The sequence below is a fragment of the Micromonospora echinaurantiaca genome (assembly GCF_900090235.1).
GTDB classification, from domain to species: Bacteria; Actinomycetota; Actinomycetes; order Mycobacteriales; family Micromonosporaceae; genus Micromonospora; species Micromonospora echinaurantiaca.
In genome coordinates this window covers 3,318,813-3,332,341 of sequence record NZ_LT607750.1, presented here as the reverse complement: position 1 = coordinate 3,332,341, position 13,529 = coordinate 3,318,813, and the positions used below count along the sequence as shown (strand labels likewise).

Annotated in this window: 10 protein-coding genes; all 10 read left to right on the top strand. The window is 74.8% G+C overall.

Going from position 1 to position 13,529, the window contains the following annotated elements:
* The first annotated feature begins 68 nt into the window (after positions 1 to 68).
* The 10 genes from GA0070609_RS15060 (at position 69) to GA0070609_RS15015 (ending at position 13,510) form a co-directional block, all read left to right on the top strand.
* The gene (locus GA0070609_RS15060) at positions 69 to 2,429 is read left to right on the top strand and encodes a sensor histidine kinase (protein WP_088994397.1); all 2,361 of its coding nucleotides are present in this window, start codon (positions 69 to 71) and stop codon (positions 2,427 to 2,429) included.
* 17 nt (positions 2,430 to 2,446) lie between these two features.
* On the top strand, positions 2,447 to 2,851 hold the full coding sequence (locus GA0070609_RS15055) for a roadblock/LC7 domain-containing protein (RefSeq protein ID WP_088994396.1): 405 nt from the start codon (positions 2,447 to 2,449) through the stop codon (positions 2,849 to 2,851).
* A gap of 49 nt (positions 2,852 to 2,900) precedes the next feature.
* Positions 2,901 to 4,094 (top strand): ABC transporter substrate-binding protein, encoded by a 1,194-nt coding sequence (locus GA0070609_RS15050; protein WP_088994395.1) that lies wholly within the window; start codon positions 2,901 to 2,903, stop codon positions 4,092 to 4,094.
* Entirely contained in the window at positions 4,091 to 4,978 is an 888-nt protein-coding gene (locus GA0070609_RS15045; RefSeq protein WP_088994394.1) for a branched-chain amino acid ABC transporter permease, read from the top strand. Before GA0070609_RS15050 ends, GA0070609_RS15045 begins: the two co-directional genes overlap by 4 nt.
* Positions 4,975 to 5,988: a branched-chain amino acid ABC transporter permease gene (locus GA0070609_RS15040; RefSeq protein WP_088994393.1), complete on the top strand. Its 1,014-nt coding sequence runs from the start codon at positions 4,975 to 4,977 to the stop codon at positions 5,986 to 5,988. The genes GA0070609_RS15045 and GA0070609_RS15040 overlap by 4 nt, the downstream gene beginning before the upstream one ends.
* The gene (locus tag GA0070609_RS15035; protein WP_088994392.1) at positions 5,985 to 6,728 is read left to right on the top strand and encodes an ABC transporter ATP-binding protein; all 744 of its coding nucleotides are present in this window, start codon (positions 5,985 to 5,987) and stop codon (positions 6,726 to 6,728) included. Before GA0070609_RS15040 ends, GA0070609_RS15035 begins: the two co-directional genes overlap by 4 nt.
* Positions 6,729 to 7,553, top strand: a complete 825-nt coding sequence (locus tag GA0070609_RS15030) for an ABC transporter ATP-binding protein (RefSeq protein ID WP_088994391.1) — start codon at positions 6,729 to 6,731, stop codon at positions 7,551 to 7,553.
* The gene (locus GA0070609_RS15025; RefSeq protein ID WP_088994390.1) at positions 7,534 to 8,343 is read left to right on the top strand and encodes a class I SAM-dependent methyltransferase; all 810 of its coding nucleotides are present in this window, start codon (positions 7,534 to 7,536) and stop codon (positions 8,341 to 8,343) included. Before GA0070609_RS15030 ends, GA0070609_RS15025 begins: the two co-directional genes overlap by 20 nt.
* 123 nt (positions 8,344 to 8,466) lie before the next feature.
* Entirely contained in the window at positions 8,467 to 9,639 is a 1,173-nt protein-coding gene (locus GA0070609_RS15020; protein WP_088994389.1) for a peptidoglycan DD-metalloendopeptidase family protein, read from the top strand.
* 724 nt (positions 9,640 to 10,363) lie between these two features.
* Complete coding sequence (locus GA0070609_RS15015) at positions 10,364 to 13,510, top strand: OmpL47-type beta-barrel domain-containing protein (protein ID WP_157748176.1); 3,147 nt, start codon at positions 10,364 to 10,366, stop codon at positions 13,508 to 13,510.
* Positions 13,511 to 13,529 lie beyond the last annotated feature (19 nt).

Below are 13,529 nucleotides of genomic sequence, written 5' to 3'. Positions count from 1 at the left end.
CGAGCACGAGGTCCCACGCGGCCCGACCCTACCCGACCCGCCGTCGTGGTTGGAAGATCGCCGGCCGGATGCGCCTCATCGTCGCGGCCCCCCTGGTCGCCGTGATGGGCTTCGCCGGGCTGGCCCTGACCGAGAGCGCCCGCCAGACGGCCCGGGCGAGCGACCTCGGGCACCTCGCGCAACTCGGCGCCGAGGCGGGGGACCTCGCCCACCGGCTGCAACACGAGCGCATCGTCGCCGCCGACCTGCTCACCCGCGGCGCGCCGGAGCAGCAGGAGGCCTTCGCCGACGCCACCGCCGCCACCGACGCGGCGGTGGCCCGCTACCGCCGGCAGCGCGACCGGGTGCCCGCCGGGCCCGCCGCCGACCAGGCCGTCCTGCCCCGGATCGACGCGGCGCTGGACGGCCTGCCGCCGCTGCGCGCCCAGGTCCGCACGGCGGCACACGCCTCGGTGTCGGCGATGACCTTCAGCTACCGGATCGCCATCGCCGACCTGCTCGGCCTCCGCGAGAGCGTCACCCTCGGGGTGGTCAACGCCCGGATCGCGGACGGCATCCGGGCCAGCGCGGCCCTGTCCAAGGTGGCCGAGGCGGTCGGCCAGCAGCAGGTCGCCGTGCTACGCGCGGTGGCGGCCGAGGAGTTGACGCCCGCCATGCAGCAGGACGTCACCGTCGCCCGCACCGGTTTCACCGAGGCGAGCCTGGACTTCCTGGCGCTCGCCCGGCCCGCCTGGCGCGGCTGGTGGGAGCGCGCCGGCAGCGGCGAGGACGCCCTGGTGCTGCAACGGATGCAGGACGAGGTGTCGCGTACCCCGTCGGGCGACCGGCTGCGGCTGGACCTCGGCGCCTGGGTGACCGCCACCCACCAGTGGTCGGTCCGCCTGGCCGAGCTGCGGCAACGGGTCGACGCGGCGGTGCTCGACGACATCCGGGCGGCGCACGCGGACCAGCGACGGCGCACGGTGGTCGAGGCGGCCGCCGCGGTGCTGGCCCTGCTGCTCACCGCCCTGGTCACCTGGGCGGTGGCCCGGCAGATCACCCGCCGGCTGCACCGGCTGCGGGACGCGGCGAACGCGGTCGCGTTCGAGCGGCTGCCCGAGGTGGTGGCCCGGCTCCAGCACCCGGACAGCTCCTCGGTCGACCCGGACGAACTGGCCCGCCGCCAGGCCGCGGACGCCCTGGAGCCGTCCAGCGACGACGAGATCGGCGAGTTGGGGCAGGCGTTCAGCGCCGTGCACCGGGCCGCCGTGCGTACCGCGGCGGAGCAGGCGGTGATGCGGGCCAACACCGCCGACATCTTCATCCACCTGAGCCGGCGGGAGCAGCGGCTGGTGGACGCGGTGCTGGCCCAGGTCGACAAGGTCGAGCAGGACGAGACCGACCCGGAGCGGCTGCACCAGCTGTACACGCTGGACAACCTGGCCACCCGGATGGGGCGGATCAACGCCAGCCTGCTGGTGCTCGGCGGGGTGGGCGTCGGGCGGGTACGCCAGCACGACGTGCCGCTGCAACAGGTGCTCCAGGCCGCGCAGAGCCAGATCGAGCACTACGCCCGGATCCGGCTCGGCATGGTCGACGGCGACGTGGCCGTGGCGGCCGAGGCGGTCGACGAGGTGGTGCACCTGCTGGCCGAGCTGATGGACAACGCCACCGGCTACGCCCCGCCGGAGACCGAGGCGTGGGTCACCGGGCGCAGCCTCGGCGACCGGGTGATCGTCCAGGTCAGCGACGAGGGCGTGGGGCTCTCCCCGCAACGGCGCCAGCAGCTGAATGACCTGCTGGCCCGCCCGCCCGCGATCGACGTCGCCGCGGTGCGGGCGATGGGGCTGGTGGTGGTGGGGCAGCTCGCCGCCCGGCTGGGCGTGGTCGTCCAGCTCCGCCCCGGCCCGCGCCGCGGCACGATCGCCGAGGCGGCGCTACCGGCCACCATGATCCGGCCGCTGCCGCCGGAGGAGTTCCTGCTCACGCCCACCCGACCGTCCCGGCGCGCGGCGCGCACCAGCGTGGCGGCACCGGGGTACGGGGCGGTCCCGCAGCCGCGGGCCGGAGCGCCGGCGACCGACCGGGTGCTGCCGGCGGCGCCGGTGTTCCGGCCCGCACCGCCGGCGCGGGACGACCCGCCCACCGAGGAACTCGTCATCTTCCAACAGGTCAACCACTGGTTCCAGGCCGACCACGGCAACGGTACGTCCTGGGCCGGCCCCGCCGACGACGCCTGGCGTACGGCCGCCCGGGCGACCGAGCCCGAGGTCGTCGCCACCACCACGTCCGGCCTGCCGCGCCGGCAGCCGCAACGGCACCTGGTGCCCGGCGGCGTCACGGTGCCGCGGCAGCGGTCCGAGTACCGCGACCCGGCCCAGGTGGCCACCGCGATGGCCGCGTACGCGCGCGGGGTGGCGGCCCGCCGGCCCAACCTGATCAACAACTGATCCGACAGGGAGAGCACGTGACCGACCAACAGGATCTCGGCTGGTTGCTGGACGCCTTCGCCGAGCGCGCCACCGAGGTCAGCCATGCCATCGCCATCTCCGCCGACGGCCTGATGGTGGCCGCCACCCGGGGCCTGCCGCCGGACCGGGCCGACCAGCTCGCGGCCACCGGCAGCGGGCTGGTGAGCCTGCTCCGCGGCGCGGCCGCCTTCTTCGACGCCGGCGCGGTGATCTCCAACGTCACCCAGCTGGAGGGCGGCTTCATGTTCTCCATGGCCTTCAACGACGGCGCCTCCCTGCTCGTGCTCGCCGATCCGCAGTGCGACGTCGGCAAGGTCTCCTACGAGATGACCGAGCTGGCGAACCGGATCGGCGACGCGTTGACCCCGGCGGCTCGCGCGGCCCTGGCCCGCAGCCGCTGACCCACCGGCGCCCCCACGCCGGCGCTTCCATCCCCCCATAGGAGAAGACATGTCCCTGACCATCCCGCGGCGTCGCCGTGCCCGCACCGCGGCGCTGCTCGCCCTCGTCCTGCTCGCCGCGACCGGCTGTGCCGACGACGGACCCGGCGCCGGCCCGGGCGGGTCGATCAAGATCGGTCTGCTGGCGTCGCTGTCCGGCACGTACCAGGCGGTCGGCAAGGAGATCCGCGACGGCTTCGAGCTCTACCTGTCCACCCACGACGGCAAGCTCGGCGGCCGGCAGGTGGACCTGGTCGTCGCCGACGAGGGCAACGGGGCGCCGACGGCGGTGCCCGCCGCCACCAAGCTGCTCAAGCAGGATCGCGTCCTCGCGCTCACCGGCATCGTCGGCGGCGGCTCGGTGGCCGCGGTCTACCCGCTGCTCAACGAGACCAAGGTGCCGTTCGTGGGCTCGAACGGGCGGCCGGAGCTGAAGGACGTGTCCCGGATCTGGCACACCTCCTACCTCTCCGACGAGCCGGGCGAGGCGATCGCCCAGCACGTGCGGGACAACGTCAAGGGCAGCGTCTACGCCATCGGCCCGGACTACCAGGGCGGCTGGGACGAGCTGCGCGGCTTCACCGACACCTTCGCCAAGGTCGGCGGCACGCTGGCAAACCCGGACGGCAAGACCACCTTCACCCCGTTCCCGGCCACCACCAACTTCACCCCGTACTTCGCCCGGATCAAGGCCTCCGGCGCGGACGCCGTCTACACGTTCTACGCCGGCAGCGCGGCCGTCGACTTCGTCAAGCAGTACGCCCAGTCCGAGATCCGGGACCTGCCGCTGTACGCCGCCGGCTTCCTGACCGAGGGTGGGGTGCTCGACGCCCAGGGCGAGGCCGCCCGGGACATCTACTCGGTGCTCAACTACTCGCCCGACCTGGACAACGCGGAGAACCGGGCCTTCGTCGCCGCCTGGAAGGCCAGGTACGACGGCTCCCCGACGACGTACGCGATGGCCTCCTACGACGCCGCGGCGGTGCTGGACCGGGCCATCGCGGCGGCCGGGGAGGACCCGACCCCGGAGAGCGTCAACGCGGCCATCGGTCAGCTCGGCCAGATCGCCAGCCCGCGCGGCACCTGGCAGTTCTCGCCGACCACCCACGCCCCGGTGCAGAAGTGGTACCTGCGCCAGGTGCGCCAGGACGGCCGGGCGCTGTCCAACACCGTCGTGGGTGACCTCGCCACCGTCGGCGGGTGAGTGCCGTGCCGGTCGACATCTCGATCGACCCGTACGTGGTACCGGCCCTGGACGGGGTGGCCTACGGGCTGCTGGTGTTCGTCGCCGCGGCGGGGCTGGTGCTCTGCTTCGGCGTCGCCGGCATCCTGAACCTGGCGCACGGCACCCTCTACGCGATCGGCGGCTACACCGCCGCCGCGCTGCTCGACGGTGGCTGGCCCAGCCTGCTGCTGGCGCTGGCGGTCGGGGTGGTCGCCGCCACCGCGGCCGGCGCGCTGGTCGCCGGGCTGCTCACCCGGGTCGCCGCGCGCACCCACCTCACCCAGGCGCTGCTCACCTTCGGGCTGGCACTGGTCGGCGGCAGTCTGCTGGTGCGGGCGTTCGGGCCGGACGACCAGCCGGTGCGGGTCCCGGCCGCGCTGGACGGGTCGGTGGTCGTCGCCGGCCACCGCTACGCCGCGTACCGGCTGGTCTTCATCGTCGTCGCCGCGCTGCTCGCCGGCCTGCTCCACCTCGCGGTGCGGCGCACCCGGGCGGGCATGCTGGTCCGCGCGGCGGTCGACGACGCCGAGATGGTGGCCGTCCTCGGGGTGAGTCCGGCCTGGATCCGGGTCGGCGTGCTCGCCGCCGCCGGGGCGCTGGCCGGGGCCGCCGGGGTGCTCGGCGCACCGATCATCGGCCCCGGTCCGGACACCGCCGACGTGGTGCTGCTGCTCTCCCTGGTGGTCGTCGTCCTCGGCGGTCTCGGGTCGATGACCGGCACGCTGCTCGCCGCGCTGGCCGTCGGGCAGATCCAGACGCTCGGCGTCGCGCTCGCGCCGTCGGCCGCCCCGTTCCTGCTCTTCGCCGCGATGGCGGCCGTGCTCGCGGTACGGGCGCGGAGCCTGGCCGGGAGGGCGACGTGAGGGAGGAAGCGCTCCGTACGCTGCGGCGCGGGGTGGCCGCCGCCGTGCTGGCCGGCCTGGTGCTGGCGCCGTGGGCGGTCGACGACTACACCGCGGCGCTGCTCGCCCGCACCCTGGCGCTCGGTCTGGTGGCGGTGAGCGTCGCCCTGCTCACCGGCGTCGCCGGGCTGCCCACCCTCGGCCAGACCGCCCCGTACGCGGCCGGCGCCTACGCCAGCGCGGTGCTCGGCGGGCAGGTCTCCGACGTCGGGGTGGTGCACCTGGCCGTCGCGGCGGTGGCCGGGGCGGCGCTGGCCGCGGCGACCATCCCGCTGGTGGTGCACGCCCGGGGCGTGATCGTCCTGATGATCACCCTGGCGGTGGGCGAACTCGTGGTGATCCTGGTCGGCCGGTGGCGCTCGGTCACCGGCGGCACCGACGGGCTGGCCGGCGTCCCGGCGCTGCGTCCACTGTGGGGGATGCCGGTGCTGGCCACCGACCGGGCGCGCTACGGGTACACGCTGGTGGTCGTCGTCGCGCTGGTCGGGCTGGTGCTGCTGGTCCTGCGTACCCGGGTCGGGCTGCTGCTGCGCGCCGGGCGCGACGACGAGGCGCGGCTGCGGGCCAGCGGGCACCGGGTGTCGTTCCAGGTGGCCGGCGTCCACGTCGCCGCGGGGGCGGTCGCGGGCGCCGCGGGCTCCCTGCTGATGGTCGCCCAGCAGTACCTCTCGCCCGCCGACTTCGGCTTCGAGACGTCCGCCCTGCTGCTGCTCGGGGTGGTGATCGGCGGCGCCGCGTCGGTCGGCGGCGCCCTGGTCGGCGCGGTGCTCGTCATCGCCGGGCGGGACTGGCTGTTCGGCGCGCTTCCCGGGCAGGCGCCGCTGGTGCTGGGGCTGGCCTTCGTGGTCACCGTCTACCTGCTGCCCGGTGGCGCGCACCGGCCGCCGGCCGTGCGGGGCCGGCTGCTGCCGGAGGTCGGGGCCGGCCGCACCGCCCGGGAGCGGCCCACGCCGACGGGAGCACGCGCGTGACGCCGCTGCTCGCCGCCCGCGGCGTCACCGTGCGCTACGGGTCGCTGGCCGCGCTGGACGGGGTGGACCTGCGGATCGACCACGGCCAGCGGCACGCGCTGATCGGGCCGAACGGGGCCGGCAAGACCACCCTGCTCGGCGTGCTCGGCGGGTCGATCCCGGCGGGCGGCGGCCGGGTGCTGCTCGCCGGCCGGGACGTCACCCGGCTCGGCCCGGCCGCCCGGGCCCGCCGCGGCGTCGGCCGGATCCACCAACGCCCGGCCGTCTGGTCGACGCTGACCGCGGCCGAGAACGTCGTGGTCGCCGCGCTGCCGCACGCGGTGCGGCCCGGCCGCTGGCGTCCGGGCGGGAAGCGGCGCGCCGCCGAACGCGCCGCGGCCACCCTGCTGGCCCGGGTGGGGCTGCCCGAACTCGCCGATGTCCCCGCCGGCCGGCTCGCCCACGGCCAGCGCCGCCAGTTGGAGATCGCCGTGGCGCTGGCCGGCCGTCCCCGGCTGCTGCTGCTCGACGAGCCGGCCGCCGGGCTGTCCGCCGTGGAGGTCGAGCGGCTGGTGGAGTTCCTCCGGGAACTGCCGCGCGCCGTCGCCGTGCTGCTGGTCGAGCACCGGCTGGACCTGGTGTACGCGCTCTGCGACGCGGTGACCGTGCTGCGCGACGGTCGGACGCTGGCCACCGGGACACCGGCCGAGATCCGCGCCTCCGGCCCGGTCCGGCAGGCGTACGCGGAAGGGGTGACCTGAATGCTGCGCACGGAGCGGCTCTGCGTGGGCTACGCCGGCGGGATCGTGCTGCACGAGGTGAGCCTCGACGTGGCGCCCGGCACCGTGCAGGCGGTGGTGGGCCGCAACGGCGCCGGCAAGACCACGCTCGTGCACACCGTCGCCGGGTTGGTGCGCCCGTACGGCGGGCGGATCGAGATCGGCGGGACGCAGGTCGCCGGCCGGCAGCCACACCGGATCGCCCGGTCCGGGGTCGGTCTCGTGCCGCAGGGCCGGCGGGTCTTCTCCCGGTTGACAGTGGCCGAGCACCTCGCCCTGGCCGCCGCGCCGTGGCGGGCCGCGACGCCCGGCGGCGAGGGCTGGACGGTCGCCCGGATCCTGGAGCTGCTGCCCCGGTTGGCGGTCCGGCTACGCCACCGCGGCGACCAGCTGTCCGGCGGCGAGCAGCAGATGCTGGCGATCGCCCGGGCGCTGCTCGGCCAGCCTCGGGTGCTGCTGCTCGACGAGCCGTGCGAGGGCCTCGCCCCGGAGCTGGCGGCCCGGGTCCGCGACCTCGTCGGCGCCCTCGCCCGGACCGGGCTCACCGTGCTGCTGGTCGAGCAGCAGCTGCACCACGCCATCGCGGTCGCGGACCGGATCGCGGTGCTCGAGTACGGCCGGGTGGTCTACGACCGCCCCGCGGACGAGGCCCGGGCCGACCCGGGCGCGCTGGCGGCGATGCTCAGCGTCGCCGCGGTCGCGGAGCCGCCGGCTCCCCGACCGGTGCCCGGACTCTGGGCCGACCCCGGGCAACCGACCCGACCATTCGCGACAGGGATGAGCGACGATGCCGACAGACATCCGTGACACCGAGTACACCTTCGACAACGGCTCCCCGGAGGCGGTGCCCCAGTTGCGGGCGCTGGAGTCGTTCCTGGACCCGATCACGGCCGGCCGGATCGCCCCGCCGCTGCTCGCCCCGGGCGGCGTGTGCTGGGAGATCGGCGCCGGCGGCGGTTCGGTGGCCCGGGCCATGGCACGGGCGGTCGGCCCGGCCGGTCGGGTGCTGGCGACCGACATCGACACCGGGCACCTCGCCCCGGCGGCCAACCTCGAGGTACGCCGGCACGACGTGCGCACCGACCCGGCGCCCGGCGACGCCTTCGACCTGATCCACGCCCGGTTGGTGCTGCTGCACCTGCCGGACCGGCGGCGGGTGCTGGGCACGCTGGCCGGCGCGCTGGCTCCCGGCGGGTGGCTGGTGGTGGAGGAGTTCGACTGCTCCGCGCCGCTGCGGGTGCTGACCGCGCCGACCGACGACGCGGCGAAGCTCTTCACCCAGGTGACCGACGCGATGCTCGGCATCCTGCAGAGCCACGGCGCCGATCTGGCCTGGGCGCAGGACGTGCACGCCGAGCTGGCGGCGGCGGGCCTGCTGGAGGTGGACACGGTGACCCACTCGCAGAGCTGGCCCGGCGGTTCGGTCGGCGCCTCCCTGTACGCGACGAACTCCCGGCAGCTGGAGCCGGAGCTGCTCGACACGGGGCTGTCGCCGGGCCAGCTGGAGGCGTTCCGCAAGCTCCTGCGCGACCCGGCGTTCGCGGTGATGTCCTACCAGTTCGTCTCGACCAGGGGCCGGCGCCCGGCGGGACGGTGAGCCGGCCGGTAGCCGAAACATACCTTCACCGCACCCGGCGAGATACGTAGACATCCTTCTATCCGTTACCTATCGTCGGCACATCGTGCAGCGACAACCTTCTATGAAAAGAGGTTGGCAATGATGTACCCACGACGATGGGCTGGCTTCGCCACCGCGACGCTGGCCACGGCGGGCCTGGTCCTGGCCGCCACGGTGCACACCGCCGTGGCGGCGCCGGCCGGCGGCACGGTCGAGGCCGCGGTGACCGCGAAGCTGCTGGAGCAGGGCCGGCTCGCCGGGTCGGTGGCCGCCGACCGACCCGACACCCGGATCGCGGTCACCCGGCAGGGCGGCCGCTGGGCGTTCGGCACGGCCGTCGCGGTCGCGCCGCGGACCGAGGACGCGCACCCGGTCGGCGCGGTCTTCTTGGCCCACGGCCGGGCCGGCGCCTGGCGGGTGGCGTTCGACGGCGAGTCCGGCTTCGCCGCGTTGGCCGCCGAGTCGCCGCTGGTCAGCCCCGCGGAGAAGGCCGTCTTCAGCACCGCGCCGAGCCCGATGTACGCCGGTGGCGACTACCGCACCGGGATGGCCCTGCCGTTCGCCGTCGGGCAGACCTGGACGCTGAGCGGCGGCCCGCACGGCTGGGGCGGCAGCGAGACGCCGTACAGCTCGGTCGACCTCGCCGGAGGTGACCAGGTGGTCCGGGCCGCGCGGGCCGGCACCGCGTACACCATGTGCCAGGGCTGGATCCGGGTGATCCACGACCGGGGTTACTCGACCGATTACTACCACCTGTGGAGCAGCATCTCGGTCAACGGGGCGGCGGTCGGTCAGGGCGCGTACCTCGGCTACACCGGCACAGACGTCACCTGTGGCGGGGCCGCCTACGGTCGGCACGTCCACCTCGGACTGCGGCAGAACGGCGCGTACGTGCCGATCGCCGGGCACGACATCGGCAAGTGGGTGTTCGGCAACGGTGCGGCGGCCTACCAGGGCGGGGCGCGGCACGGCTCGGCGTGGGTCGGCGCCGGTGGCGCGGTCCACAACTACGGTGCCCTGGGCCTCACCCAGGCGGTCGTGGACGCCAACGGCGGCGGCACGTTGACCCGCCGGGCCGGCCCGGGCACCGGCTACGCCGTGCTGGGGTCGGTCGCTGACGGCGCCACCGTGAGCATCTCCTGCTCGGCGAACGGCACCACGCACACCGGCCGGTACGGCGCCACCGCGCTCTGGGATCGGCTCACCGACGGCAGTTGGGTCTCCGACGCGTACCTGTGGACCGGCGTGAACGGCCCGGTCAACGGCTGGTGCTGAGCCGAGCCCGACGCCGGCTGCCGGCTCGGCCATGGCGTCGGGGCCCGTCCCGCCCGGTCCTGAGCGCGCACCACCACAGCTGTTTCCCGAGCGGCCGGCGGCACCTCCGGTGCCGCCGGCCGCCGTCGTTCCGCCTTCGCCGCGCCGGTCGCCGCCGCGCCGGTCGCCCCGCCTCGCCGGCCGCCCCGTGTGCCGTCCGCAATGGATGGGACGAGGCGTGTAACGCCGTCGTGGGTTGACACGCTACGCACTTTCGTCTGTCTGGAGAAAAGTACCGACGGCGTCAGCGAAAGGTCTGGACACGTCGATGGCAAGTTAGTAGTGTCGGGACACATCGATATGTTCCAGCGAGACGAACCGACGGCACGGTGACTCTCGATCGAGGCCGAGGGCGGCGCAACACGTCCGGCGGCCACGGCTAGGACCAGGGATGGCACCCCGGGTCGGCGCCCCACGCAGGCGCCCCGGCGCGCGAGCGCCGTGGCTTGACCGATGCCCGTCCCTTCTCAACCCACACCCCGTCAGCTCCGACGCGGAACCGTGTCTGGCGCCGCGGGCGATCCGGCTCGCCCGCTGACCCAGGCAGACCCCCACACAACTCAGGACGACCGTGACATCCGGGTCACGGCCGGGGATCTCGTGCGGCCGGGGAGGGGGCGCGCGGGCCGGCAGCGAAACGACGTACGTCGATCAGATGAGTTCTTGGACCGTGAGAGAGGCATCCATGAACGGGTACTCACCGCCCGGCCGGCGCCCCCGGGGCCGGCTCCGCAGATCGATCACCGCGGTCGCCACGGCGGTCCTGCTGACGCTGACCGCCGGGCTGGCCGCCGCGCCGGCGACCGCGCGCCCGCTGGACGCGGGACGGTCGACCGCCGGCAGCGAGGCGCCGCGCCAGCTGCAGGCCCAGGTGCTCACCTGGACCGCCGGCGACAACTTCCTGTCGTACCTGTCGGCTCCGACCACCGCCGTGGCCGGGCCGGCGACGCTGGTGTTCGAGAACAGTGCCGCGACCGGCAACACCACCGGCATGCAGCACACCCTGACCTTCGACACCACCAACCCGGCGTACAACAGCGACGTCGACGTGAACATCCTGGCCGACCCGACGGACGCCAACGGTGGCCGGTGGACCGTCGACGTGGTGCTCTCGCCCGGCACCTACCGGTACTTCTGCGCGATCCCGGGCCACGGCGGGATGGCCGGCCTCCTGGTGGTCACCGGCGGCAGTTCGGACACCACACCGCCGACCGCGTCCGCGACCGTGTCGGGCGAGCGGGACGACAACGGCGCCTACCTGGGGGCGGCGACCGTGACGCTCTCCGCCACCGATGAAGGCTCCGGCGTCGACCGGGTCGAGTACTCCCTCGACGGCGGCACCTACGGCACCTACACCGCGCCGGTGACGGTCAACCAGCCGGGCCAGCACACGCTCAGCTACCGGGCCACCGACCAGGCGGGGAACACCTCGACGCCGCAGTCGGTGTCGTTCACCGTGGTGGAGCCGCCCGCGCCGGACACCACGCCGCCGACCGTGACGGCCGCGGTGACCGGGCAGCGGGACGACGCCGGGGCGTACGTGGGCGCGGCGACGGTGACGTTGTCGGCCAGCGACACCGAGTCGGGCGTCGCCCGGGTGGAGTACTCGCTGGACGGCGGGGCGTACGCGACGTACTCGGCGCCGGTGACGGTCGACCAGGTCGGCCAGCACACGGTGAGCTACCGGGCGACCGACAAATCGGGGAACACCTCGGCGGCGCAGTCGGTGTCGTTCACCGTGGTCGAGCCGCCGACACCGGACACCACCCCGCCGACCGTCACCGCCGCGGTGGCGGGGGAGCGGGACGACACCGGGGCGTACCTGGAGTCGGCGACGGTCACCCTGTCCGCCACCGACGAGGACTCCGGCGTCGACCGGATCGAGTACTCCCTCGACGGGCAGCCGTACGCCGCCTACTCGGCGCCGGTGACGGTCGACCAGCTCGGCCAGCACACGCTGAGCTACCGGGCCACCGACAAGGCGGGCAACACCTCGGCGGCACAGTCGGTGTCGTTCACCGTGGTGCGGCCGCCGGCGCCGGACACCACGCCGCCGACGGTGACCGCGGCGGTGACCGGGCAGCGGGACGACGCCGGAGCGTACGTGGGGTCGGCGACGGTGACCCTGTCGGCCACCGACACCGAGTCGGGCGTCGACCGGATCGAGTACTCGCTCGACGGGGACGCCTACGCCGCGTACTCCGCGCCGGTCACGGTCAGCGAGCCGGGGCAGCACACGGTCAGCTACCGGGCCACCGACAAGGCGGGCAACACCTCGACGCCGCAGTCGGTGTCGTTCACGGTGGTGCGGCCGCCGGCCCCGGACACCACGCCACCCACGGCGACCGCCACGGTGAGCGGCCAGCGGGACGACGCCGGGGCGTACGTCGGCTCCGCCACGGTCACCGTCTCGGCCACCGACGCCGGCACCGGCGTCGACCGGATCGAGTACTCCCTCGACGGGCAGCCGTACGCCGTCTACACCGCGCCGGTGACGGTCAACCAGGTCGGCGCGCACACGGTCAGCTACCGGGCCACCGACAAGGCCGGCAACACCTCCGCCGCCCAGTCGGTGTCCTTCACCGTGGTCGACCCGCCCGCGCCGGACACCACCCCGCCGACCGTCACGGCCGCGCTCGCCGGCCAGCTCGACGACGACGGCGCCTACCTCGGCAGCGCCACGGTGATCCTCACCGCCGCCGACGCCGGCTCGGGCGTCGACCGGATCGAGTACTCCCTCGACGGGCAGCCGTACGCCGCCTACACCGCGCCGATCACGGTGAACCGGCCCGGCGCGCACACGGTCAGCTACCGGGCCACCGACAAGGCCGGCAACACCTCGGGCACCGCGTCGGTGACCTTCACCGTCGTGGCCAGCGGCGAGCCGGGCTGCCCGGTGCCGGACACCCGGCCAACGGTGTGGCTCGGCACCATCGACAGCGGCGTGCCCAACCGGGTCGTCGAGGGCGCCTGCACGATCAACAACGCCATCGAGGACGAGCGCGAGTGGCCGAACCACGGCCAGTTCGTCAAGCACGTCACCGAGATCGCCGAGCACCTGCACCACCTGGGCGTCATCGACCACAAGGAGCACGGCCGCCTGGTCAGCGCCGCCGCCCGCTCCGGCGTCGGCAAGCCGGACCAGAAGAGCGGCTACCGCCCGCTGCTGGACTCCTCGGCGGCCTCGTTCAACCGGTGGGAGCACGTCGGGGCGGGCGGCTTCACCCGCAACGCCGACGGGTCGATCACCAGCCGCGCCGTGCCCGGCCTGGGCATGCTCTGGCTGCGCACCGCCGAGTACGGCGACTTCTCGCTGAAGCTGCGGTGGCGGGACGACGCGCCGGGCACCGGCCGGGCCAACAGCGGGGTCTTCGTCCGCTTCCCGAACGTGCACGGGCACCCCGCCGAGTCGCGGCCCGAGTGGGTGGCCATCAAGTACGGCCACGAGCTGCAGATCTACGACCGGCCCGACGGTGACCAGTACAAGAGCGGCTCGGTGTACGGCTTCGACCGGGTCGACCTCGACGGCGCGCGGGTCACCCCGAAGGGCACCTGGAACGACTACGAGATCCGGGTGGTGGGCCAGCACTACTCCGTGTTCCGCAACGGCGAGCTGATCAACGAGTACGTCAACGCGCCGGACGCGGTGTTCAGCCCGCCCCGGGCCGACGACCCCGGCGGCGCCGGGCGTCAGCACGCCAGCGGCCACATCGGCCTGCAGAACCACGGCACCGGCGACGTCGTGAGCTTCCGCGACGTACGGATCGCGCCGCTGTCCCCGTGCTGCCCCGGCGGCGCGCCGTCCTCTGCCACCTCGACCAGCTGCTGCTGACGAGCGAAGGGAACCAACC